Origin of the sequence: Roseinatronobacter domitianus, from assembly GCF_023336755.1 — a bacterium.
Taxonomy (GTDB): Bacteria; Pseudomonadota; Alphaproteobacteria; order Rhodobacterales; family Rhodobacteraceae; genus Roseinatronobacter; species Roseinatronobacter domitianus.
This window is the reverse complement of sequence record NZ_JALZWP010000011.1, coordinates 56,168-79,843: the sequence shown is the minus strand read 5'-3', so window position 1 is coordinate 79,843 and position 23,676 is coordinate 56,168. Positions and strand designations below refer to the sequence as shown.

The 23,676-nt window shown below is 61.3% G+C and carries 24 protein-coding genes; 13 read left to right on the top strand and 11 right to left on the bottom strand.

Annotated elements, in window-relative coordinates:
- Positions 1 to 57 precede the first annotated feature (57 nt).
- Positions 58 to 1,485, top strand: coding sequence for an FAD-binding oxidoreductase (locus M3N55_RS11860; RefSeq protein WP_428982646.1), 1,428 nt, complete (start codon positions 58 to 60; stop codon positions 1,483 to 1,485).
- Between the two features lie 13 nt (positions 1,486 to 1,498).
- Here M3N55_RS11860 and M3N55_RS11855 read toward each other — a convergent pair whose 3' ends face one another.
- The 4 genes from M3N55_RS11855 to greA form a co-directional block, all read right to left on the bottom strand.
- Positions 1,499 to 1,831, bottom strand: coding sequence for an AzlD domain-containing protein (locus M3N55_RS11855; protein ID WP_249059286.1), 333 nt, complete (start codon positions 1,829 to 1,831; stop codon positions 1,499 to 1,501).
- On the bottom strand, positions 1,828 to 2,532 hold the full coding sequence (locus M3N55_RS11850) for an AzlC family ABC transporter permease (RefSeq protein WP_249059283.1): 705 nt from the start codon (positions 2,530 to 2,532) through the stop codon (positions 1,828 to 1,830). Before M3N55_RS11850 ends, M3N55_RS11855 begins: the two co-directional genes overlap by 4 nt.
- Positions 2,533 to 2,606: 74 nt before the next feature.
- Positions 2,607 to 3,605 (bottom strand): hypothetical protein, encoded by a 999-nt coding sequence (locus M3N55_RS11845; protein ID WP_249059282.1) that lies wholly within the window; start codon positions 3,603 to 3,605, stop codon positions 2,607 to 2,609.
- A 3-nt stretch (positions 3,606 to 3,608) separates the two neighbouring features.
- Entirely contained in the window at positions 3,609 to 4,079 is a 471-nt protein-coding gene (greA, locus tag M3N55_RS11840) for a transcription elongation factor GreA (RefSeq protein ID WP_249059278.1), read from the bottom strand.
- A 261-nt stretch (positions 4,080 to 4,340) separates the two neighbouring features.
- On the opposite strand from greA, the gene M3N55_RS11835 reads away from it, so the two are divergent.
- The 3 genes from M3N55_RS11835 to M3N55_RS11825 all read left to right on the top strand — a co-directional run bounded on the left by M3N55_RS11835 (position 4,341) and on the right by M3N55_RS11825 (position 8,623).
- Entirely contained in the window at positions 4,341 to 5,990 is a 1,650-nt protein-coding gene (locus M3N55_RS11835) for an electron transfer flavoprotein-ubiquinone oxidoreductase (RefSeq protein WP_249059277.1), read from the top strand.
- 129 nt (positions 5,991 to 6,119) lie between these two features.
- Positions 6,120 to 7,790: a tetratricopeptide repeat protein gene (locus tag M3N55_RS11830; protein WP_249059275.1), complete on the top strand. Its 1,671-nt coding sequence runs from the start codon at positions 6,120 to 6,122 to the stop codon at positions 7,788 to 7,790.
- Positions 7,787 to 8,623, top strand: coding sequence for a 4-(cytidine 5'-diphospho)-2-C-methyl-D-erythritol kinase (locus tag M3N55_RS11825; RefSeq protein WP_249059272.1), 837 nt, complete (start codon positions 7,787 to 7,789; stop codon positions 8,621 to 8,623). Before M3N55_RS11830 ends, M3N55_RS11825 begins: the two co-directional genes overlap by 4 nt.
- Here the strand turns inward: M3N55_RS11825 and ruvB are convergent.
- Genes ruvB through ruvC form a run of 3 tightly spaced genes read right to left on the bottom strand, consistent with a single transcriptional unit; the run spans position 8,620 to position 10,824 of the window.
- A complete protein-coding gene (gene ruvB / locus M3N55_RS11820; protein WP_249059270.1) occupies positions 8,620 to 9,657 on the bottom strand; it encodes a Holliday junction branch migration DNA helicase RuvB in 1,038 nt (345 codons plus the stop codon). The genes M3N55_RS11825 and ruvB overlap by 4 nt on opposite strands.
- A gap of 4 nt (positions 9,658 to 9,661) precedes the next feature.
- Complete coding sequence (gene ruvA / locus M3N55_RS11815; protein ID WP_249059269.1) at positions 9,662 to 10,330, bottom strand: Holliday junction branch migration protein RuvA; 669 nt, start codon at positions 10,328 to 10,330, stop codon at positions 9,662 to 9,664.
- Complete coding sequence (gene ruvC / locus M3N55_RS11810) at positions 10,327 to 10,824, bottom strand: crossover junction endodeoxyribonuclease RuvC (RefSeq protein ID WP_249059370.1); 498 nt, start codon at positions 10,822 to 10,824, stop codon at positions 10,327 to 10,329. The genes ruvA and ruvC overlap by 4 nt, the downstream gene beginning before the upstream one ends.
- A 211-nt stretch (positions 10,825 to 11,035) precedes the next feature.
- On the opposite strand from ruvC, the gene M3N55_RS11805 reads away from it, so the two are divergent.
- On the top strand, positions 11,036 to 11,251 hold the full coding sequence (locus tag M3N55_RS11805; RefSeq protein ID WP_249059266.1) for a DUF1127 domain-containing protein: 216 nt from the start codon (positions 11,036 to 11,038) through the stop codon (positions 11,249 to 11,251).
- 51 nt (positions 11,252 to 11,302) lie between these two features.
- On the opposite strand, the gene M3N55_RS11800 is transcribed toward M3N55_RS11805, so the two are convergent.
- Positions 11,303 to 11,695, bottom strand: a complete 393-nt coding sequence (locus M3N55_RS11800; protein WP_249059264.1) for a DUF1178 family protein — start codon at positions 11,693 to 11,695, stop codon at positions 11,303 to 11,305.
- A 110-nt stretch (positions 11,696 to 11,805) separates the two neighbouring features.
- Here M3N55_RS11800 and M3N55_RS11795 point away from each other — a divergent pair, with 110 nt between their 5' ends.
- From M3N55_RS11795 to ptsP, 4 genes are read left to right on the top strand one after another with little or no spacing between them, the layout of a single operon-like run.
- On the top strand, positions 11,806 to 12,318 hold the full coding sequence (locus M3N55_RS11795) for a glutathione peroxidase (protein WP_249059262.1): 513 nt from the start codon (positions 11,806 to 11,808) through the stop codon (positions 12,316 to 12,318).
- The gene (locus tag M3N55_RS11790; RefSeq protein ID WP_249059261.1) at positions 12,315 to 13,466 is read left to right on the top strand and encodes an acetoin utilization protein AcuC; all 1,152 of its coding nucleotides are present in this window, start codon (positions 12,315 to 12,317) and stop codon (positions 13,464 to 13,466) included. The genes M3N55_RS11795 and M3N55_RS11790 overlap by 4 nt, the downstream gene beginning before the upstream one ends.
- Before the next feature lie 36 nt (positions 13,467 to 13,502).
- Positions 13,503 to 14,759, top strand: coding sequence for an aspartate kinase (locus M3N55_RS11785; protein WP_249059258.1), 1,257 nt, complete (start codon positions 13,503 to 13,505; stop codon positions 14,757 to 14,759).
- Between the two features lie 26 nt (positions 14,760 to 14,785).
- The gene (gene ptsP, locus M3N55_RS11780; protein WP_249059257.1) at positions 14,786 to 17,032 is read left to right on the top strand and encodes a phosphoenolpyruvate--protein phosphotransferase; all 2,247 of its coding nucleotides are present in this window, start codon (positions 14,786 to 14,788) and stop codon (positions 17,030 to 17,032) included.
- Here the strand turns inward: ptsP and M3N55_RS11775 are convergent.
- Positions 17,008 to 17,514 (bottom strand): GNAT family N-acetyltransferase, encoded by a 507-nt coding sequence (locus M3N55_RS11775; RefSeq protein WP_249059254.1) that lies wholly within the window; start codon positions 17,512 to 17,514, stop codon positions 17,008 to 17,010. The genes ptsP and M3N55_RS11775 overlap by 25 nt on opposite strands.
- A gap of 73 nt (positions 17,515 to 17,587) precedes the next feature.
- On the opposite strand from M3N55_RS11775, the gene M3N55_RS11770 reads away from it, so the two are divergent.
- The 4 genes from M3N55_RS11770 (at position 17,588) to M3N55_RS11755 (ending at position 20,416) form a co-directional block, all read left to right on the top strand.
- Positions 17,588 to 18,193 (top strand): flavin reductase family protein, encoded by a 606-nt coding sequence (locus M3N55_RS11770; protein WP_249059252.1) that lies wholly within the window; start codon positions 17,588 to 17,590, stop codon positions 18,191 to 18,193.
- Positions 18,194 to 18,248: 55 nt separating this feature from the next.
- Positions 18,249 to 18,899 (top strand): peptide-methionine (S)-S-oxide reductase MsrA, encoded by a 651-nt coding sequence (gene msrA / locus M3N55_RS11765; protein ID WP_249059250.1) that lies wholly within the window; start codon positions 18,249 to 18,251, stop codon positions 18,897 to 18,899.
- A 164-nt stretch (positions 18,900 to 19,063) separates the two neighbouring features.
- Positions 19,064 to 19,933, top strand: a complete 870-nt coding sequence (locus M3N55_RS11760; protein ID WP_249059248.1) for a 50S ribosomal protein L11 methyltransferase — start codon at positions 19,064 to 19,066, stop codon at positions 19,931 to 19,933.
- An 87-nt stretch (positions 19,934 to 20,020) separates the two neighbouring features.
- The gene (locus M3N55_RS11755; RefSeq protein ID WP_249059246.1) at positions 20,021 to 20,416 is read left to right on the top strand and encodes a hypothetical protein; all 396 of its coding nucleotides are present in this window, start codon (positions 20,021 to 20,023) and stop codon (positions 20,414 to 20,416) included.
- Between the two features lie 66 nt (positions 20,417 to 20,482).
- Here M3N55_RS11755 and M3N55_RS11750 read toward each other — a convergent pair whose 3' ends face one another.
- On the bottom strand, positions 20,483 to 20,845 hold the full coding sequence (locus tag M3N55_RS11750; protein ID WP_249059244.1) for a SpoIIAA family protein: 363 nt from the start codon (positions 20,843 to 20,845) through the stop codon (positions 20,483 to 20,485).
- A 128-nt stretch (positions 20,846 to 20,973) separates the two neighbouring features.
- Positions 20,974 to 23,583 carry an ATP-dependent chaperone ClpB gene (gene clpB / locus M3N55_RS11745; RefSeq protein WP_249059242.1) on the bottom strand — a complete coding sequence of 870 codons (2,610 nt, stop codon included), beginning with the start codon at positions 23,581 to 23,583 and terminating at the stop codon, positions 20,974 to 20,976.
- Positions 23,584 to 23,676: the final 93 nt, after the last annotated feature.

Here is a 23,676-nt window from a genome sequence, read left to right as displayed (position 1 = left end):
GCCGCGCATATCGCGCGACCCCTTGCGCACCCCGCGCGCGGGGCTAATGTCTGGGCCATGCAGAAAACTGACCTGACCCCTTGTGACGCGGATTTTGTGTCTCGGCTGTCCGACATGTTGCCAGACGGGTGCGTCCGCGCGCCAGAGACACGTTATTTGTCGGAACCGCGCGGCCGCTGGGACGGCCTGGCCGGAGCGGTGGCGCTGCCACGCAACACCGATGACGTGGCGACGATTCTGCGCGCCTGTCATACGGCGCGCGTTGCTGTGGTGCCTTATGGTGGCGGAACGGGGTTGGTGGGTGGTCAGATCACACCTGACGGCCCCGCACCGTTGCTGCTGTCTTTGGAACGGATGACAGCGATCCGCGCTGTGCACCCGTCCGAAAACGTGTTGGTGGCCGAGGCGGGTGCGATCTTGACGGATGTGCAGTCTGCCGCCGAAGCCAATGGCCGGTTGTTCCCGCTTTCACTGGCCTCCGAAGGGTCGGCGCGGATCGGGGGGCTGTTGGCCACGAATGCGGGTGGCGTGAACGTGTTGCGCTACGGCAATGCGCGCGATCTGGTGCTTGGGCTGGAAGCGGTTATGCCCGATGGTAGCATCTGGCATGGGCTAAAGCGGTTGCGTAAAGACAACACGGGCTATGACCTGCGGCATCTTTTGCTGGGGTCGGAAGGCACGCTTGGGGTTATCACGGCGGCGAGCTTGCGCCTGTTCCCGCGCAACCAGTCCGAGGGCGCGGCAATGTTGGTCGTGACCAGCCCCAAGGCGGCGTTGGACCTGCTGGCACTGGCGCAGGAGCAGCTGTCGGGCATGATCTCTGGCTTCGAGTTAATCGGCGGTATGGGGCTGGCGTTTCTGGCCGAAACCATGCCGCAAGTCCGCCAGCCCTTCGCGCGGGCTCCGGACTGGATGGTGCTGCTGGACCTTGGCGCCCCCGCCGGGGTTGATTTGGCGACATTGATGGAAAGGGTTCTGACCGATGCAATGGAACACGGGCTGGTTACAGACGGGCTAATTGCCCAGAATGCCGCACAGCGCGCCGAGTTCTGGCGCCTGCGCGAATCCATCCCAGAGGCGAACCGACATATCGGGGCCGTGTCGAGCCATGATATCTCGTTGCCCTTGTCGGAACTTCCCGGTTTTATCGACCGGGCCGGGCCGGAACTGGCGAGGATTGGCGATTTCAGGATCAACTGTTTTGGCCATCTGGGCGACGGAAACCTGCATTACAACGTGTTCCCTGTGCCCGGCCGATCACGGGCCGACCACGAGCACCAGCGCAACGCCATCAAGACCTGTGTGCATGATCTGGTGCATCAGATGGGTGGGTCCGTCAGCGCTGAACATGGGATTGGTCGGCTTAAGGTTGCTGATCTGGAACGTTATGGCGACCCTGTCAAACTGGCGGCGATGCGGGCGATCAAAACGGCACTGGACCCGGCAGGCATCATGAATCCCGGCGCAGTTTTGCGCCGGGTCTAAGCCGCCTGTGGTGTTATGCCGCGAGCAGGAAATGCAGTGCGAACAGGACCGCGGCACCGCCGAAAATGGTCAGCGTTGAATTGCGTGTCCAGATGCTGATGGCGATGGTCGCAATCGCCGCGCCCATGCGCACGATGTCGAAGGCGCCACCCGTTGCCGCTGGAAACAGGATCATGGGCGTAATCATTCCGGGCATGACGGCAACGGCAGTATAGCGCAAGTGGCGCAGCAGCCATTCCGGCAGATCGCGGCTTCCGACAATACCAAGGAATGACAGTCGCAGCAGGTAAGACCCCGCGCCAAGCCCAAGGATGACCAGCCAGATTTGGGGATTGGTCAGGGTCATCCGGCGTTCCGCTTCGTGATCCTGCGTTCCACCTCTGCGCCCGCGACCATTGCGAGAAGCGCCGCCAGCAAAAGGCCAAGGTTGAACGGCACGAAGGAAAACACCAAAACCCCGGTAATAGACACCACGGCAGCGACCACATGCGCGGCAGAGCGAAGCATGGGCACGATCAGGGCCAGGAAGGTGATTGGCACCGCAAAGTCTATGGGCAAATCCGCCGGGATGACATCGCCCAGCACCGCGCCGCCATAAGTGGCGACATACCACATGGGGCAGACCGGGGTGATGACGCCCATGTAATAGGCCAGCTTTGCGCGTGGGGGCATCTGTGGGCTGTCTTCGTATTTCAGGATAGACGCCGCATAGGCTTGATCGACCATGAAATAGGCCACAACCGCGCGTTTCCACCATGGCACCGGCCCCAGATGCGGGGCAAGGCTGGCGGAATACATCGCCATGCGCAGGTTCACGGCCAGCGAAGTGGCAAGAATAATCAGGATAGGTGCGTTTTCCACCATAAGCTGGATTGCCACGAACTGCGCCGCGCCCGCAATCACGAAGACGGAAAAGCCCATGGTTTGGCTTAGGTTCAGACCCGCCTCTGTCGCAACCACACCAAAGACAATGCCAAACGGCAGGATGACCAGAAGAAAGGGCAAACCTGCCCGAAAGCCTTGCCAGAAATCTTGCGGAAGTGTCATGGGGCCGCCTCTGCGTCGATACGCGGTCGTGAACATGTGAACCTTGCTTAGCGCCCGCCGGGCGCAAATTCAAGTCACCGCGCGAACACGCCGCTGACCCGGCCCAAAAGCATGAAAGCGCGCGCGGACCGTGTATCGGACAGCGCCGCGATCTGCGCATCATCCGCCGAAGGCTCGAAGGCTGACAAGACCTTGTCGAATTCGCGGAGGAACAAATGGACGGCGGCGCGGAATTCGGGATCGGACCGCATCCGCCCGGCACTCAGCGCCAGGCAAGACCGGTCACGGATACCGCCAAGCGGCGCGACCAAGGCGCCACGGGTGCCCTGCGCGAAGGCCCGCCAAAATTCGGGGCGTGCGCGGTCGGGGCGCAGGTCATCCATGTAGATGCCTTCCTGCGCCAACCGGGTCAGCACATCTTGCGCGGCCTTTATAAGTGGCGCGATGCGGGCATCCCCCAAGGCACGGCGCAACGCGGCGAAGCCTTCGGTGTCTTGCGCGTCCTCGGGGAAATGCAACGCGCGGATCAGGGTTGCCGGGTCCATTGCATCGCCGGGGTCGGCTTCGAACCCGGCAAGTGCCAGCCGCGCTTGGGGTTCCTGGGAAGCGGTCTGCGCCGCGCGGCCTGCTTGTGCGCGCTGCGAAAAGAACATCGTCAGCCGGCTTTCTGTCTGCTCGGCCTGCGCGCTTAGTTTTTCCAGCTTCTGGGCGGCTTCACGCGGCAGGTCTGAATCTGCTCCGGTGCGCTGCAACAGGCCGCGGCGCAATTCGTCAATGCTGCCTTGCAGCTGTTCAGATTCTGCGCGCATCTCGGACATGGCATTGGCCAGCAGCAGCACCAACGAAACCAGAATTGCGGGCAAAAACAGGCCCACCGCCAACATGGCAAGCGTCACATCTTCCATTGTCGCGAAATCTGCCAACAGGAAGAACAGAGCCGCCGCCAACAGCCAGACCGCCAGTGCCAAGGCCCGCAACACGCCGCGATCCATCAGCCGCGACGGCGCGCGGGCCGCCCGGTGTGCAACGCGGTCTGATGCTGGCTCTGCGGCGGAAGGCGGTGTCCGTGACATGCGCTAGATATACTGGATTTCGAGTATCTCGTAACTGCGTTCTCCGCCCGGCGTGCGCACGGTGACGGTATCCCCTTCGTCCTTGCCAATCAGCGCCCGTGCAAGCGGCGATTTCAGATTGAGCAATCCCTTTTCCAGATCGGCCTCGGCCTCGCCCACGATCTGGTAGGTCTTTTCTTCGTCGGTATCCTCATCGACCAGCTTGACCGACGCGCCGAATTTGACGCTGCCCGACAGCTTTGCCGGATCGATGACATCTGCACGCGACAGGACCGATTCCAGCTCTTTGATCCGACCCTCGATGAAGCTCTGCTTTTCACGAGCTGCGTGGTATTCGGCATTTTCCGACAGGTCGCCATGCTCGCGGGCTTCCGCAATGGCGCGGATCACCGCCGGGCGCTCGGTGGACTTCAAACGCTTCAATTCTGCGTCCAGAAGTTGCTGACCGGCGCGGGTCAGGGGCAGTTTTTCCATGTATCGTCCCCACTCTTATATATAAAGACAGCCCGCGGCTTGGGCCGGGGCTATCTGTTACTCCAACTGTATCTGAGCGCAGAGGCACGCCGATTGCAAGCGCAATGCGAATTTCGTGTTGCGGATACATATTGTCGCGTTCTGACGGTTGTTCGTGCTGCAACGCCGCGTAAGCATTGACCCTGCCGCCAGACCTGGGCTAGGGCTGTGCGACAGAATATGTCGCGCAGGTGCCGCCATGCGCAATGATTAGGAGCGAACATGACCGCCATCGACCGTGAAGCCATGGAATATGATGTCGTCATCGTGGGCGCGGGTCCTGCTGGCCTGTCCGCCGCGATCCGGCTGAAGCAGCTTGATCCCGATCTGGGCGTGGTCGTGCTTGAAAAAGGGTCAGAGGTCGGCGCCCATATCTTGTCGGGCGCGGTTCTGGACCCCTGCGGCCTGGATGCGCTTATCCCCGACTGGAAAGACCGCGGCGCGCCGATTTCCGTGCCCGTGCGTAAAGACAATTTCTACATGCTGGGCGAAGCGGGCAGCATCCGTGTGCCGAACTGGCCGATGCCGCCGTTGATGAACAATCACGGCAATTACATCGTGTCGATGGCGAATGTCTGCCGCTGGATGGCCGAACAGGCCGAAGAACTGGGGGTAGAGATTTTCCCCGGCATGTCCTGTTCCGAACTGGTTTATGGCGAGGATGGCGCGGTCAAGGGCGTGGTCGCGGGCGAATTTGGCAAGAACCCCGATGGCACACCGGGCGATGGGTATGAGCCGGGAATGGAGCTTCACGGTAAATATGTGTTCCTGTCCGAAGGCGTGCGCGGCTCATTGTCGAAAGAGGTGATTTCGCGGTTCAACCTGTCGGATGGCATGGAACCGCAGAAATTTGGCCTTGGCATGAAGGAAATCTGGGAAATCGACCCGGAAAAGCACCGGATCGGCACCGTCACGCATACGATGGGTTGGCCCTTGGGCAGCAATGCCGGAGGTGGCAGCTTCATCTACCACATTGACAACAACCAAGTGTATGTCGGCTTCGTGGTGCATTTGAACTACGAGAACCCGTATCTGTCGCCCTATCAGGAATTCCAGCGGTTCAAGCATCACCCAATGGTGGCTGAACTGCTCAAGGGCGGCAAACGTGTCGCCTATGGCGCGCGCGCCATTTCCGAAGGTGGCTACCAGTCCATCCCCAAGGTGGTGTTCCCCGGTGGCGCGCTGCTTGGCTGTTCGGCCGGGTTGGTCAACGTGCCGCGCATCAAGGGCAACCATAACGCCATGCTGTCGGGCAAGGCCGCAGCAGAGGCTGCGTATCAGGCCATCAAGGCGGACCGTTCGGGGGATGAGCTAACAGCCTATGAACATGAACTGCGCAACGGCCCGGTGGGCCAAGACCTGAAAAAGGTGCGCAATGTCAAACCCATGTGGTCGAAATGGGGGCTTTTGCCCTCGCTCACACTGGGTGGGCTGGACATGTGGACCAACACGCTCGGTTTTTCGCTGTTTGGCACAATCGGGCATGGCAAGTCGGACGCTGAGGCGACGGGCGAGGCCGCCAAGCACAAGCCCATCGACTACCCCAAGGCGGATGGCAAGCTGTCCTTCGACAGGCTGACCAACGTGGCTTATTCCTTTACCAACCATGAAGAAAGCCAGCCCGCGCACCTGACGCTGGTCGACCCGACCGTGCCGATCAAGGTCAACCTGCCCAAATACGCCGAACCCGCGCAACGCTATTGCCCGGCGGGCGTGTATGAAGTGGTGGAAGAGGCGGGGAGCGATCCACGCTTTGTCATCAACTTCCAGAACTGCGTCCATTGTAAGACGTGTGATATCAAAGACCCAAGCCAGAACATCAACTGGGTCACGCCGCAAGGTGGGGATGGGCCGAACTATCCAAATATGTAATCGGCCAAGATAAACCGAATTTTGATTGGCAGGCGATTGCCTGTCGGGGGGCATGGCACTAGGGTTATCGCAACCAAACGGAGAAGCCCCGGCGTGCAAAAACCTGTGATCTTTATAGCGAAGCTGGCCATGTGCGCTTCGCTGCTGGCAAGCCTGCCCTTCGACCCCGCCCCGGCGCAACCCCGCCCTGACATTGGTGTGGCGGGTGCGTTCCTGTCGTCACGGGTGGCCGTGACCCACAGTGATTTCGAAGAAATGGCCGCAAGCCATGATCGCTTGTTGCAAACCGACCCCGACAATCCCGGTTTTCGCGAATTGTCCATGCAGGGTCATTTGCTGGCAGGGAATTTCGAACGCGCGGTAGAGCGCGCCGCAGAGATTACGGCAAGCGGCAGCGCAAGCAATGTCGCCAACCTGCTCATGCAAGCTGATGCTTTCAACCGAAGCGTTTATGACGTGGCGATCGCAGCCATTGAGGACGGTGCGCAGACCGGCCCGCTGACCGACCCCATGGCACGCGCCTGGGCCGAATTGGGGCGCGGCAGCATGTCGGATGCGCTGGCAGCCTTCGATGTCGTCATCGCAGAGCGCGAAGAACTGGCGCCTTTCGCGTTGTATTTCAAGGCGCTGGCGCTTGCCTTCGTGGGCGATCTGGAGCGCGCTGAAACCTTGTTGACCGGGGAGGCCGAAGGGCCAATCGGACTTAGCCGTCGTGGTGTCGTCGCGCATATTTCCATCTTGTCGCAGCTTGGGCGGATGGACGATGCGCTACAGCTGACCGATGCGATGTTCGGAGCAGCGCCGGATCAGGATGTTGCGGAGCTGCGCGCCGCGCTGCGCGAGGGACGTGCAATCCCGTTCGAGACGATTACCTCTGCCCGCGATGGCATGGCAGAGACTTATTTCACACTTGCCGCTGCACTTCCCGTAGAGCGTGGCGATTGGCTCCCGCTGATATACGCCCGGCTTGCGCTGGCGCTGCGGCCTGACCATGCAGAGGCTATCTTGTTCACCGGGCAGCTTCTGGAACGGGCCGAACAATATTCCCTTGCAAACGCGGTCTATGACCGGATGCCTGCCGACAATCCGCAATACCTGGCCGCGCAGCTTGGAAAGGCCAATGCGCTTGCCCGCAGCGGCGATGTCGAAAGGGCTATCGAGAGCCTGCGCGCTTTGTCGCGTGACCGGCCGGACTCTGTTCTTGTGCATAGCGCTCTTGGCGATCAGTTGCGCCGCGAGGAAGAATTTGAACAGGCAGAAGCTGCCTATGCCCATGCCCTTGACCTGCTGGAGAGCGTCGAGGAACGGCATTGGGTGTTACTATATACCCGCGCCATCACGCTTGAACGCCTTGGCGAATGGGAGCGTGCCGAACCCGAATTCCGCCGCGTTCTGGAATTTGTCCCGGATGAGCCGCAAGTGCTGAATTACCTCGGCTATTCGCTGATAGATAAAGGGATGAAATTGGATGAAGCCCTTGGCATGATCGAACGCGCGGTCGAAGCGGAACCCGATAGCGGGTATATCGTCGACAGTCTGGGCTGGGCCTATTATCGACTGGGGCGCTATGATGAGGCCGTGCCGGTCATGGAACGCGCGGTGGAGTTGATGCCGACCGATCCGATCCTGAACGATCATCTGGGCGATGTGTATTGGGCTGTGGGCCGGGAACGCGAGGCACGTTTCCAGTGGCGGCGCGCCTTGTCCTTTGCGCCGCACCCGGATTTGGACGTGGATCTTGTGCGCCGCAAGATCGAGCAGGGCAAAACCCCTCCCGACGCGATGACCGACGCGCAATGACGTTATCTGCTGCGGTGACGGAAGCCGCACCTGCCAAAGTCAATCTTGCGCTTCATGTCATCGGGCAGCGCGCTGACGGCTATCACCTGCTGGACTCGCTGGTTGTTTTTACCGACCTTGGCGACGTGTTGCACGGCTCTGTCGGGCAGGGGCTATCCCTAAAGGTGATCGGGCCGGAAGCGGCAGGTTTATCGGGCGAAGGTAATAACCTGGTGCTGCGCGCGGCGCGGCTGATGCAAGCCGATAATATCGCCCTTACGTTAGAGAAACATTTGCCTGTCGCCTCTGGTATTGGCGGCGGCTCTTCCGACGCGGCTGCGGCTTTGCGCCTGATCGCACGGCTTGCGGGGTGCCCCATGCCGGGCGATGTTCTGACATTGGGCGCGGATGTGCCGGTCTGCATGGCCGCGAAGCCTTGCCGGATGCGTGGTATCGGCGAGGATGTCTTGGCGATCCCGCAGCTTGCGCCGATGGCAATGGTCTTGGTCAATCCGCGTGTGGGTGTGTCCACCCCGGCTATGTTCCGGGCGCTTGAGCGCAAGGATAACGCGCCCCTGCCCGATCATTTGCCCGTTGAGGCCAATTTTACCGAGTTTACGCGCTGGTTGGCTGACCAACGCAACGACCTGCAAGCCCCGGCCTGCGCCGCGGTTCCGGCAATTGCTACAGCACTTGCTGCGCTGGATGATGCGGGCGCTGCGCTGTCGCGCATGTCCGGCTCTGGGGCGACCTGTTTCGGGCTGTTTCCCGATCTGACCGCAGCGCAGGGCGCGGCAGGGGCCGTGGCGCGCGCGTATCCCGGCTGGTGGGTGCAAGCAACCACGCTGCTTTAACCTTCGAACAGGCGGCCTTGGTGTTCTGGTGCGGGTGCGGGCAAGCCCAAATGCGCCCATGCTTTGGTTGCCAGCATGCGCCCGCGCGGGGTGCGGGCCAGCAGGCCCTGTTGCAGCAGGTAAGGCTCGATGACTTCCTCGATCGCGTCGCGGCTTTCCGACAGCGCGGCGGCGATGGTTTCCACGCCGACAGGCCCGCCGCCGTAATTATCTGCCAGCAGCGACAGGTAGCGCCGGTCGGCCCCGTCCAGCCCCAGCTTGTCCACGCCCAGCCGGGTCAGAGCATTGTCGGCCAAGGGGCGGGTCAGCCGCCCATCGCCCTCGACCAGTGCAAAATCGACCACCCGGCGCAGCAGGCGGCCGGCAATGCGCGGCGTGCCGCGCGCGCGTTTGGCGATCTCTCGCACGCCGTCTTCTTCGGCCGCAACCCCCAACAGCCGCGCGCCACGTGCCACGATCAGACACAGTTCATCCTCTGTATAGAATTGCAGACGGGTCGGGATGCCGAAACGGTCCCGCAGGGGCGTGGTCAGTAAGCCCAGCCGGGTGGTAGCGCCCACCAGCGTGAAGGGTTGCAATTCGATCCGCACAGTGCGCGCGGCTGGCCCTTCACCTATGACCAGATCCAGCTGGAAATCCTCCATCGCGGGGTAGAGCACTTCTTCCACAACCGGATTAAGGCGATGAATTTCGTCGATGAACAGCACATCGCGCGCTTCCAGGTTGGTCAGGATCGCGGCCAGATCGCCGGCTTTGGCCAGAACCGGGCCGCTGGTCATGCGAAAGCCCACCCCCAATTCGCGCGCCATGATCTGCGCCAGCGTGGTCTTGCCCAAGCCCGGTGGCCCGTAAAACAATGTATGGTCCATCGCCTCTGCCCGCATTTTGGCAGATTGGATGAACACGCGCAGGTTCGACCGCGCTTCTTGCTGACCGACAAATTCGTCAAGCCCTTGGGGCCGCAAAGCCCGATCCAGCTCGGGGCTGTCATTTGGCATGTCCTGCCCGCGCAGCGTGGGGTCGGGTGTGGTCATGGCGCTACCCTTTCGGTGCCAGCAGGCGCAGTGCCGCGCGGATCAATGTGGCCGTGTCGGCCTCTGGCAGGTCGGTTTGCGCTTCGGCCACCGCGCGGGCGGCATCGGACGGGCCATAGCCAAGGTTGGCAAGGGCTGACATGGCTTCGGCCACCGCGTTCGACGGCGCGGGCGCAGGGGGTGCCGAAGCCGCGCGTTTGGGTGCGGGGTCGAGCACATCGGCATCGGGAACGGTGGCTGCGGGCATGGCTGGGCGATCCACCGCCATAAGTGCCGGGGCCTTGTCTTTCAGCTCGTTGGCGATGCGCAAGGCCAGTTTCGGGCCGACGCCGGGCGCTTTGCGCAGGGCCGCGCTGTCATTCAGCGCAATCGCGCGCGACACGCCTTCCGGCCCCAAAGCGCCCAAGATCGCGAGCGACGCTTTCGCCCCCACGCCCTGAACCGAGGTCAGCACGCGGTGCCATTCTTTTTCCAACAGGCTTGGGAAGCCGTAAAGCTGCATCAGGTCTTCACGCACCACCATGTCGGTATAAAGCGCAACCACCTCACCCCGACCTGGCAGGCCCATCATCGTCCGATCCGAGACATAAACGATATACCCCACGCCACGCACATCCAGCAGCACATGATCGGTCCCGCGCATGTCGACCACGCCTGTCAGCTTGCCGATCATCCCACCACCCTTGCTGTGCGTTGTGCGGTCTGGCTGTGGAATGCATGACAAATGGCGATGGCCAAAGCGTCTGCCGCGTCCGGCCCTTCGATTTTCACGCCGGGAAGCTGCATCCGGACCATATGATCCACCTGTTCCTTGGCGGCCTTGCCCACGCCGACCACAGCTTTCTTAACCGCGTTCGGGGCATATTCCCCGACCTGAAGCCCCGCCTGCGCAGGCACAAGCAGCGCAATGCCACGTGCGCTGCCCAGTTTCAGCGTGGCGACCGCGTCCTTGTTGACAAAGGTTTGTTCCACCGCCGCAGTGTGTGGCGCAAAGCGAGCCAGCACATCGGTCAGTTGCTGGTGCAATTCCAGCAAGCGCGTGGCCAGATCGGCCTTTGCGGTAGAATGGCAGATGCCATTTCCGATATGGCGCATGCGCACCCCGTCCACGTCAATCACGCCCCAGCCAAGGTTGCGCAAGCCTGGATCTATGCCGATTACGCGCATCATGTTCTGGCCCTGCCTGATGTTTTTTCATGGTTAGCACGAAAAGCGAACATCTGCCAAGTGGGTCGCAGGCTGATCTGGTGTGCAGCCATGCAGAAACGGCATATGGGGCATGCGTTTTCTCTGAGTTGTGCAAGGCTTTGTCCCAGACTATCTGCCCATCATGCATAAAGATGCAGCAGTTTGAAAACTTTTCTTTCGGAGACCAGACATGACCTTCTACGCAGAAAGCCGCAACACCGCGGCAGAGGTCCTTGCCGGTTTCCATGGCCTATCGCTTGGCGCACTTGTCGCCACCCTGATGACGTGGAATGCGCAACGGACCACCCGCAAGCAACTGGGCGCGCTCAGTGACCGTGAATTGGCTGATATCGGGCTGGAGCGCGCCGATATTGATGCCGTCGCACAAGGCCGGTTCCGCCGCTGATACAGTCGCGCGTTGAACGCCTGCGCCCGCGGCCTGCCAGCCGCGGGCGTTTTAATTTGCCTTGCTTTTTGGGATAAAGGGCAGCGGCATGATTGGCACGCCATCGTCGATCAATGCCTTGGCGTCCTCAAGTTTCGCTTCGCCGTAGATTGCGCGTTCCGGCGCATCGCCCAAGTGCATGGCACGCGCCTGATGCGCAAAATCTTTCCCGACATATTCCGATTTCGCTTCGACCTCTGCGCGCAGGGCTTGCAGCTTTTCCGCAACCTCGACACGTTTGGCGGTTTTGACGGATGGGGCCATGATGGCCTTGGTGACATCGTCGCTGCCACAGTCCGGGCAGGTGACAAGCCCGCGATCACGCAGGTCATCATAGGCCGCGCCAGACTGGAACCAGCTTTCGAACCTGTGACCCTTGGGGCAATCGAGCGTGTATTTTATCATGGCGGTGCCTTGTGATAACGCTTCACGACTTAACGATCCGCAAAGGCAATTCAAGATGAAAGCAGTTTCTGCGCTCTTGTTTGGCAGACGCTGCGGCCTAACTTCCGCACATGATACGCTACATTCTTGCTTTCCTTGTCACGTTTTTGGCCGCGCCGATGGCACATGCGTTCAGCTTTACCGCGTTGGATGGTGAAAAGCTGGATTTGTCCGCTTGGCGCGGGCAGCCGGTCTTGGTCGTCAATACCGCGTCATTTTGCGGGTTCACGCGTCAATATCGCGACATGCAGGCTCTGTATGACGAATATGGTGATGACGGGCTGGTCGTGCTCGCCGTTCCGTCAGAGGATTTTAACCAAGAATACAGCAGCAACGACGATGTTGCGCAATTCTGCCGGGTCGAGACGGGGCTGACCTTTCCGATTACAGAGATTACCCCGGTGCGCGGGCCGGCGGCGCACCCATTCTATCGCTGGTTGGCGCAAGAGCATCGCAAATCGCCGAATTGGAACTTCAACAAGGCCTTGATTGGACCAGATGGAGAGTTGATCGGGTTTTGGGGGTCATCCACGCGCCCCACCGCACGCGCGATCACAAGCGAAATCCGCCGCGCGCTGCCGTGACGCCGGTTTTCATCGGGTCAGAGATTTATCGCGGGTCCAGCTATGGCGCGGCGCACCCGCTGCATATTCCGCGCGTCTCGACTGTGATGGACCTTGTGCGCGCGTTGGATTGGCTGGGGCCGGAGCAATATCGCGCCAGCCCGCGCGCCAAACCTGCGGCCCTGACGGGGTTTCACACGCCCGCCTACATCAACGCGCTAGAAAAGGCCGAAGCCACGCAGGCGGTCGATGAGGGGGCGTTTGCCCGCCATGCCTTGGGCACCACTGCGAACCCGGTTTTTCCTGAAATGTTTCGCCGCCCGGCTACCGGCGCCGGCGGGGTCGTGCTCGCGGCGGAACTGGTCGCGGATGGCGGTGTCGTGCATGTTCCCGGCGGGGGCACGCATCATGCCATGGCCGACCGCGCGAACGGGTTCTGCTATTTGAACGACCCGGTTCTGTGCCTTTTGGCCTTGCGGCGTCTGGGTCTGACCCGGATTGCCTATATCGACATAGATGCCCACCATGCCGATGGGGTCGAAGCGGCTTTGGGCGGCGCGGATGACATGCTGCTGGTGTCGATCCACGAAGAGAACCGCTGGCCTTACACAGGCAAGCTGGACGATACCGGGGGCGGACGCAGTTACAATCTGCCGGTGCCGCGCGGGTTCAACGATACAGAGATGGCGCATGTGCTGCACAGGTTGATCCTACCCCTGCTCGCGCAGTTCGACCCACAGGCGGTGGTGCTGCAATCCGGGTCAGACGCGATATTGGAAGACCCGCTGTCACGGCTGGCCTTGTCGAACAACGCCCATGCCGAAGTCGCGCTGGCGCTGCGCGATGCGTCTCCCCGGCTGATCGCGCTGGGCGGGGGCGGCTATAATCCGTGGTCTGTCGCGCGCTGTTGGACCCGTGTCTGGGGCGTGCTGAACGGCCAGGAGGTGAGTGGCGAATTGCCCACGCCTGCGCAAGCTATCCTGCAAAACCTGACATGGAACCGGCGCGGCCCGGCGTGGCAGGTTCAACCTCACTGGATTGCCACGCTCAACGATCCGCCGCGCCCCGGACCTATGCGGCCAGAGCTTACCGACAGCGTTGACTATTTGCGCAAACGTGCCGGGCTGCCGCGCGCGGTTCATCTTGCGCAGGTTTCCGCCCGCGCGTAGAAGGGCGACGCAATTCTGGGGCGAAGAGGTCTGCGCATGCCGCTTCTGGTGATGAAATTCGGGGGCACCTCTGTCGCCGATCTGGACCGCATCCGCAACGCGGCGGCCAAGGTCAAGGCAGAGGTGGATCGCGGCTACGACGTGATCGTCATCGTCTCGGCCATGTCGGGCAAGACCAACGAACTGGTCGGATGGGTGAATGAAACCTCGCCGCTTTACGACGCGCGCGAATATGATGCCGTGGTCAGTTCGGGCGAGAACGTGACCGCCGGGCTGATGGCGCTGACCTTGCAAGAAATGGACGTTCCTGCGCGATCCTGGCAGGGCTGGCAGGTGCCGATCCAGACCACCAGCGCGCATAGCGCGGCCCGGTTTGTGGATATTCCGCGCGCCAATCTGGACATGAAATTCGCCGAAGGCTTCAAGGTGGCCGTGATCGCGGGGTTTCAGGGTGTTAGCCCCGAAGGCCGTATCACCACCTTGGGGCGCGGTGGGTCCGATACCACCGCCGTGGCCTTTGCCGCCGCCTTCGGGGCGGAGCGGTGCGACATCTATACCGATGTGGACGGGATTTACACGACCGACCCGCGCATCACCAGCAAAGCGCGCAAGCTCGACAAGATCAGCTTCGAGGAAATGCTGGAGCTGGCCAGCCTCGGCGCGAAGGTGCTGCAAACCCGCTCAGTCGAATTGGCGATGCGCTACAAGGTGCGCCTGCGCGTGCTGTCATCGTTCGATGAGACGGATGAGCAATCAGGAACTCTGGTCTGTGATGAGGATGAGATCATGGAATCGAAAGTTGTCTCTGGCGTGGCTTATAGCCGCGAAGAAGCCAAGCTGACCCTTGTCACGGTCGAGGATAGGCCCGGCATCGCTGCCGCCATTTTTGGCCCGCTGGCGGATAGCGGCGTGAATGTGGACATGATCGTGCAGAACATCTCGGAGAAGGCGCAAGGCAGTGACAAGCCTGTGACCGACATGACCTTTTCCTGTCCGGTCGATCAGGTTGCCCGCGCCCGCAAGGCGCTTGAAGCCGCGCGCGATGCTGGCCACATTAACTATGACACGCTGGAAGTGGACGAGGACGCAGCCAAAGTGTCCGTTGTCGGAATTGGGATGCGCAGCCATGCCGGTGTCGCCGCGCGCATGTTCCGGGCGCTTGCGGCGGATGGTGTGAATATCAAGGTCATCGCCACATCAGAGATCAAGATTTCCGTTCTGATCGACAGGAAATATATGGAATTGGCGGTTCAAGCCCTTCATGATGCGTTTGAACTGGACAAGGCGGGATAAAACTCGCCACGGGATCGGGAGGGGCCATGCCCCACAGGACGGAAACCGACAGCCGCCGCATGTTGCGCGAGTTGCGCGATGAAATGGCCAGCGCCCAGCCGGGGCAGGAACGGCTGGACAGGATAACCACGATCATTGCGCGGTCGATGGGGACTGATGTCTGCTCGATCTATCTGTTTCGCAACCCGGACACGCTGGAGCTTTGCGCAACCGAAGGGCTACGACCGACGGCCGTGCATGAAACCCGCCTGCGCTTTGGCGAAGGGTTGGTGGGCAAGGTCGCGCGTCTGGCCCGGCCTTTGAAAAGCGCCAATGCCCCGTCAGAGTCCGGGTTTCGCTACATGCCCGAAACCGGCGAGGAGGTGTTCACGTCATTCCTGGGTGTGCCTGTGCAGCGTCTTGGCGAACGTCTTGGCGTGCTTGTGGTGCAGTCCAAGGAAGCCCGCGACTATTCCGAAGATGAAATTTACGGGCTTGAAGTGGTAGCCATGGTCATTGCCGAGATGACCGAGCTTGGGGCTTTCGTCGGGGAGGGCACAAGTTTTGCGTCTCCGCACAAGAACGCGGTGACCCTGCCGGGCGTGGCCGCACAAGAAGGCGAAGCCGAGGGCCATGTCTGGCTGCATCAACCGCGCGTGGTGGTCACCAACCTTGTAAATGACGATTCAAAGGCAGAGATTGCCCGCCTGCATGATGCCATAGATCGGCTGCGTGGGTCGGTGGATGATATGCTCAATATCGCGCGAGCGGGCGACAAAGAGCATCAGGAAGTTTTGCAAACCTACCGCATGTTCGCCAATTCGCGCGGCTGGATCAAGCGGATGGAGGAAGATATCCGTTTGGGCCTGTCCGCAGAGGCGGCGGTCGAGAAAGAGCAATCCGCCGCGCGCGCCCGGTTGGAAACCGTGCCTGACCAATATTTGCGCGACCGGTTGCACGATCTGGATGACCTGTCGAACCGCCTGCTGCGTATTCTGACTGGGCAGGGTGTGGAAACCGGCGCCGAAATGCCTGAACGCGCCATTCTGGTTGCGCGTAATATCGGCCCCGGCGACCTGCTGGAATACGGTCGGAAATTGCGCGGCGTGGTGCTGGAGGAAGGCGCGGTCGGCAGCCATGCGACCATCGTGGCGCGGGCTTTGGCAATACCGTTGGTCATCAACGTGCCGCGCATTACAACCGATGCGCTAAGCGGGGATCACATTCTTGTCGATGGCACTGAAGGTGTGGTGCATCTGCGCCCGGATGACAGCATTACAAGTGCGTTTCGTGACAAGATGGCGATGCAGGCCAAGGCGCAGGAACGCTATGCCAGCCTGCGCGACAAACCCGCCGTGGGGCGGTGCGGCACGCAGGTAATACTGAAGATGAACGCGGGGCTTATGGCGGACCTGCCATCGCTGCCGACGTCGGGGGCCGAAGCCGTCGGTCTGTTCCGGACAGAATTGCAGTTCCTGATCCGCGAACGCATGCCGCGGCGGTCGGAACTTGTGGCGACTTATGCGCGCGTTCTGGATGCGGCAGCGGGCAAAAGCGTGCATTTCCGCACGCTCGATATCGGGTCCGACAAGGTCGCACCATACATGAAACGCCCAGACGAGCCGAACCCGGCTATGGGGTGGCGTGCGCTGCGCGTTGGCCTCGACAAACCGGGTGTGCTGCGGATGCAGTTGCAGGCGCTTATCCGCGCGGCGGCGGGCCGTCCTCTGAGTGTGATGTTTCCGCTTGTGGCGACAGGGGAAGAATTCACCCGTGCGCGTGACACGCTGATGCGGGAAATAGAGCGCGAGCGCCGTCTTGGCCATTCACTCCCTTCCAAGTTGAAGGTCGGTGCAATGATGGAAACGCCGTCACTGGCCTATGCGCCGGAGAGCTTCTTCCGCGAGGTTGATTTCATCTCTATTGGTGGCAATGACCTGAAGCAGTTCTTCTTTGCCGCCGACCGCGAAAACGAACTGGTGCGCCGCCGCTATGACACGCTGAATGTCAGCTTTCTGACCTTTCTGCAAAAGATCGTGGATCGCTGCCACGAAACCGAAACGGTCCTGTCTTTCTGTGGTGAAGATGCGGGACGCCCGGTCGATGCACTGGCCATGGCCGGGATCGGAATTTCTGCGCTGTCCATGCGCCCTGCGTCTATCGGTCCGGTCAAGTCGTTGATCCGGCGGTCAAACCTGAACGAGGTTTCCGAGCTGATCGCGCGGGTGCAGGTGCGTGGTCTGGAGAGCGCGCGCCCGGCCTTGTTGGACTATGTTGCATCGCTGGTAGAATAGGGCTGGTCTGGCTTTTCCACCTGACCGCAAACCCCGTCCCAGGCACCCGGCACCAGTGCCAGCCCCAACACCCGCGCCGGATTTGTGGGGGGAGGCATTTTTACGTCGTGCATGCGGGCAAAGCCGAACCGGCTGTAATAGGGCGCGTCGCCCACCAACAGCACCCGTGTCCAGCCAAGATCGCGCGCGCGGTCCAGCGATTCGCGGATCAACCAGCCGCCCAGCCCTTCGCTTTGATGAGTAGGGTGCACAGCGATTGGCCCCAGCAACAGCACGCGCGCCGCGCCGACGCGAACAGGCCAATAGCGGATCGCGGCGGCCACGCCACTGTCGTCGCGTAGCAGCAGGCACAGTTCGGCCACCGGGTCGCCGCCGTCGCGCAACCTGTAAGATGACAAGGCTTCACGCCCCGGCGCGAAACACAGGTCGTAGAGGGCCTCGACCTCCCACCAGTCGGTCGGGGTTTCGCGCGCTAACTGCATGGCTTTTCCCGCATGGTCTGGCGGCGCGGTTAGCATGGCGCTAGGTTGGGCGCAAATCAAAGGAAACGCCGCGATGTTCTATGAACCCAAAGCCGGACACGGCCTGCCGCACAACCCGTTCAACGCCGTGATCGCGCCACGCCCGATTGGCTGGATTGCGACGCGGGGTGCCGACGGGCGTGACAATCTTGCGCCCTATTCGTTTTTCAACGCCGTGGCCTATACGCCGCCACAGGTCATGTTCGCCTCGACCAGTGCAAAGCCAGACCGGGACGGCACCAAGGATTCGGTCGCCAATATCCGTGAAACCGGCGTGTTCTGCGTGAACGTGGTGGAATTTGCGGCCCGCGACGTGATGAATGCAAGTTCCGGCGCATGGCCGCGCGAGGTGGATGAGTTCGACCATGCAGGCATTGCGCGCGCAGATTGCCACGTGATCGCCGCGTCGCGCGTGGCAAATGCCCCCGCTGCGCTGGAATGCGAAATGCGCCAGATCATCCAGTTGGATGGCGAAGCGAATTTCATTGTCGTGGGCGAGGTCATGGGCGTCCACCTTCGCGATGATTGCATGGTGGACGGGAAGTTCGACATTACGCGGTTTCAGCCGCTCGCCCGGTGTGGCTATCGGGATTACGCTGTGGTGCGTGATGTGTTCAGCTTGTCACGACCGGGCGAGTGACCTTGCAGTCGCGCTGTTCTGATTTATCTACTGCATAGCAACACAGGAGAGCGCGATGTTTGGCTTCAGCCCCAAGAAAATCCAGATGACGGATGCCGCCCAAGCCTTGCCGGGGCGCGCTGACCCGATCGCAACGGCAGAGCGCTATGCGATCTGGGATCGTCCGCTTAAGGCGGCTGTGCCAGAGGGCATGGATCAGGCGATGTTCGGCATGGGCTGCTTCTGGGGTGTGGAGCGCATCTTTTGGCAGTCAAAGGGCATCTGGCTGACGATGGTGGGCTATGCGGGTGGTTTTACGCCCAACCCGACATACCAAGAGGTCTGCACAGGTCAGACTGGCCACAATGAGGTGGTGCGCGTGATCTTCGATCCCGCCCAGATCAGCTACGAAGCTTTGCTTGCGAAATTCTGGGAAGGGCATGATCCGACCCAAGGCATGCGGCAGGGAAATGACCGGGGCACGCAATACCGCTCCGGGGTGTATGCTTATGGCGATACGCAACTGGCTGCGGCGATGGCCAGCCGCGACGCTTTTGCGCCGCGCTTGCTGCAAGCCGGTTACGGCGCGATCACGACGGAAATTCTGCCCGCGCCGGAATTTTATTATGCCGAGGATTATCACCAGCAATATTTGCACAAGAACCCGAATGGCTATTGCGGGATTGGTGGAACAGGCGTGAGTTGCCCCGTGGGTTTGACGGCCTGACCGCGCCCGCGCGTGGCTCGGTCGTCGCGCCCACCCCCCCCACCCTTGCGCGCCGCCCGACCCACGCGCGGGCGCACTTTCGTCTTGGGGCCGGTGCGGCGCTTGACCGTGGCCGGGGGCGGCTGTATCGCGGCGGAAGTATCCTTGCCGCGAAAGCATGCCCCATGACCACCTTCACCGCGATCACGACGCTGAATTCTGAAGCCGCTGCCTATGCGCTGTCCGAGGCCATGGAGAACATGGACCCCGAACCCACCGGCGTTGGCGTGTTCGAGATGGAGGACGGGTCGGGCCTTTGGGAAGTCGGTGGTTATTTCATCGACATGCCGGATGATGTCGAACTGACGCTTCTGGCGCAGGCTTTTGGTGCCAAGACTTTCGTTGTATCGGAACTGCCTGAAATTGACTGGGTTGCGAAGGTCAAGCGTGACTTGTCGCCGGTCGAGGCGGGTCGGTTCTTCGTTTATGGCAGCCATGACGCCGAGAAGTTGCCAGAGGGGCGCGTCGGCCTGTTGATCGAAGCGGCAATGGCGTTTGGAACTGGCCACCACGGCACGACGCTGGGCTGCCTGCGCGCTTTGGACCGGCTGGATACGGACGGTTTTCGGGGCAAGCGCGTGGCCGATATTGGCTGCGGCACCGCTGTTCTGGCTATGGGGGCAGCCAAGATCTGGCCCGACCCGGTTCTGGCAAGTGATATTGACGCCATTGCGGTCGAGGTCGCGCAGGCCAATGTGACTGCCAACGCGCTGGACGGTCGGGTGATCTGCTTGGAGGCCACGGGCTTTGACCATCCAGACCTGATCGCCGCAGCGCCCTTCGACCTTGTCTTTGCCAATATTCTGATGGGACCATTGATCGCGCTGGCACCAGAGATGGGGCGGATGATCGGGCAGGGGGGATATGCCATTCTGTCGGGTCTGTTGGTGGAGCAGGCCGAGACCGTTCTGGCCGCCTATCTCGATGCGGGCTTCTCGTTGCATCACCGCGAAGACATCGGTGATTGGGCGACGTTAACTTTGTCGCGAAACTAACGCGCCTGTGCCCGCCCTGCGCCAAGTTTGTGCCCGATTTCCATGGTGTTCTAAGGCCCAGAAACGGCAATTGCGGGGTTTGAGGGTATGACACCGAAACAGATGATAGACTTTGATGCGCGGCGCGAATCGGTCCTGCGCGCGCATTTGAAGCAAAATCCGAAATATCGCGCAACGGTGCGAGATCGGCGTGTCGCCTTCGCCGCTGGCGTCGTTCGGTATTTTGTGGGGCTGGGAGTGGTCTTGTTCCTGCTCAAGACGTTCCTGATTTCGCAAAACGGGCAGGACGCCTATCTAGCCATGGTCGCGCCGTTGCTGGAGCATGTTTCGGTCGATGGGGTGTTGGCGCAGGCCGTTGCCCCGGACCGCTACAGCACTTTCCTTGCATCTGCCATCGCGGATATGACGGCACCCAAACCGCAAACGGCAGCAAGCGTGCCCGAGGCGCTTGACCGCGTTATACCGGGCGTGTCCGGGTCATAACTTTGGGACGGGAGAGCTGCGCGATGGGGGATACGCCTTTCCTGACGCGCGGCGCTGTCGCACGGGTCAGGCCTGTTTAACCCATGCCCGCGCGGCTTCCAGATCATCCATTTCGAAGAATCTCACATCTGACGAGATGAGCGCCCCCGCGGCCTTTGACATCGGCCCGACCCAACCAAGGTCCGAGACCACCGCCACATGACTGATTTTGCTGATGTTCTTCCAGTCGAACTTGATGCCCGGCCAAAGTATCAAGGAGTCTACGCCCGAAAAGCTCTCGATGATTTCGATGAACTTGACGGTCCCATGGCGGTCGATGAAAGCCTGCATTGGTTCCACCGCCGCAATGTAGTCTTCGACTGTGATCTTGCCGCTGACAAGGATTTCGGCTGTGCGGGTTGCGTCATCTTCGCGGTATTCGATTGTCATTGCGTCGCCTTTCTGCATCTACAGTGCCAAGCTGTAGCAGAGAAGGTATCCTGCTGCCTTGATGCGCATCATGGCACGATAGGACGACCCGTCCTGCCTGTTCCAGCAGGACGGGATGGTTGGTTGCGTCAGTGCAGCGCGGCTTTGGGCATTTCGGGATCATCAGCGACATGATCCCCGATCACCAGCCCATCTGGCCCTGACGTGATCGGCACGGTTTGGCCGTCCATAAGCTGTCCGCCCAGCAGCAACTGTGCCAATGGGTCTTGCAGGTGGCGCTGGATCACCCGTTTCAGGGGCCGGGCACCGTAGACCGGATCATAGCCTTTATCGGCCAGCCAAGCGCGCGCGCTCTCATCCAAGTCTAGCGTGATCTTGCGCGCAAGAAGCCGCTTAAGCAACCGCCCGATCTGGATATCGACAATCGCATCCATATCCGTCCGGGCCAGTCGGTCGAAAATAACGGTTTCATCCAGCCGGTTCAGGAACTCGGGACGGAAATGGGCGCGCACGGCTTCCATCACTTCGGCGCGAGCCGCATCGGCGTCGGCCCCCTCGGGCAGGCGCGACAAGGCCTGACTGCCGAGGTTAGAGGTCAGCACGATCAGCGTTTGCTTGAAATCGACCGTGCGCCCCTGACCATCGGTCAACACCCCGTCATCGAGCACCTGCAACAGCACGTTGAACACGTCCGGATGGGCCTTTTCGACCTCGTCGAACAAGATGACCTGATAGGGACGCCGCCGCACCGCTTCGGTCAGAACACCGCCTTCATCATACCCGACATATCCCGGAGGAGCACCGATCAGCCGCGACACCGAATGCTTTTCCATGAATTCGGACATGTCGATCCGCACCATCGCCTGATCGTCATCGAACAGGTAAGCGGCGACGGCCTTGGTCAGTTCGGTCTTGCCTACGCCGGTCGGCCCAAGGAACAGGAAACTGCCCAGCGGGCGGTTTTCATCATTCAGCCCCGCGCGTGCGCGGCGCACCGCATTTGCCACGGCCCGCAATGCGCTGTCCTGCCCGACGACGCGCTTGCGCAGCTCGTCTTCCATGCGCAGCAGCTTCTCGCGCTCGCCTTCCAGCATTTTGGACGTGGGAATCCCCGTCCAGCGTTCGACCACTTCGGCAATCTGTTCAGGGCGCACGGCGTCAGAGACCATCTTCTCGGCCTCACGCGCTTCTGCCTCTGCCAGTTTGCGCTCTAGCTCTGGGATGTCACCGTATTGCAGCCGCCCAGCGGTGGCGAAATCGCCCGTCCGCTTGGCCGTTTCCAGCTCGATCCGCGCGCGATCAAGGCTTTCCTTGATCTGGCGGGCTTCTTCCAGCTTGTCGCGCTCGGACTGCCACGTGGCTGTCATCTCGGCGCTGCGCTGTTGCAGCTCTGCCAATTCGCGCTCCAGCCCTTCCAGCCGGTCCTTGGAGGCCGCGTCATCCTCTTTCTTCAGCGCCTCGGCTTCGATCTGCTTTTGTAGGATGTCGCGGTCCAGCGCATCCAGTTCCTCTGGCTTGCTGTCCACTTCCATGCGCAGCCGGCTGGCGGCTTCGTCCATCAGGTCGATGGCCTTGTCGGGCAGGAAACGGTCGGTGATGTAGCGGTGCGACAGGGTCGCCGCCGTGACCAACGCCGAATCCGAAATGCGCACACCGTGATGCAGTTCGTATTTTTCCTTAATCCCGCGCAGAATGGAAATGGTGTCTTCGACCGTCGGTTCCTCGACAATCACGGGTTGGAAACGACGGGCCAAGGCGGCGTCCTTTTCCACATGCTTGCGGTATTCGTCCAGCGTGGTCGCACCGATGCAGTGCAACTCGCCGCGCGCCAAGGCTGGCTTGATGAGGTTCGCAGCATCCATTGCGCCTTCGGATTTGCCCGCGCCGACCAGCGTATGCATCTCATCAATGAACAGGATGATTTCGCCCTCGGCAGCGGTCACTTCCGACAGGATCGCTTTTAGCCGTTCTTCAAACTCGCCGCGATATTTCGCACCGGCAATCAGCGCGCCCATATCGAGGGCCATAAGGCGCTTGTCGCGTAGGGATTCGGGAACATCGCCATTGACGATGCGCAGGGCCAACCCTTCGGCAATCGCGGTTTTCCCCACGCCCGGTTCACCGATCAGAACCGGATTATTCTTGGTGCGGCGCGACAAAACCTGCATGGCGCGGCGGATCTCGTCATCGCGGCCAATGATGGGATCAATCTTGCCGGCGCGTGCGGCGTCCGTCAGGTCGTGCGCGTATTTCTTGAGTGCCTCATAACTGTCTTCGGCAGACGCCGAGTCCGCCGTGCGCCCTTTACGCAGGTCTTCAATCGCGGTGTTCAGATTCTGCGCGGTCACAGCCCCGGCATCCAGCGCGTCTTTGGCGCCAGACTTCACCAGCGCCAGTGCGGTTAGCAATCGCTCTACCGTGACGTAACTGTCGCCTGCCTTCTGCGCCACCTGCTGCGCTTGGTCCAAGACCTTTGCCATCTGCGGGTCCATGTAAACCTGGCCGTCGCCGCCTTGCACTTTGGGCAGCTTGGCAAGCGCAAGATCGTTCGATTGCGCCACCTGATCCGGCGCGCCACCGGCGCGGGTTATCAGCTTTGCCGCCATCCCCTCGCTGTCATCCAGCAACGCTTTCAGCAGATGCGCGGGCACCAGCCGCTGATGGTCTTCCCGTATTGCGATGGTTTGCGCCGCCTGGATGAAACCGCGGGCACGTTCGGTAAATTTGTCCATATTCATAGTATTGTCCTTTCGTTCAGCACCCGGTTCGCGGCTTTGCCTGACATGCAGCGCAAAGGTCATGGCGGGCCTTGACCCATATGTGGGCAGCGC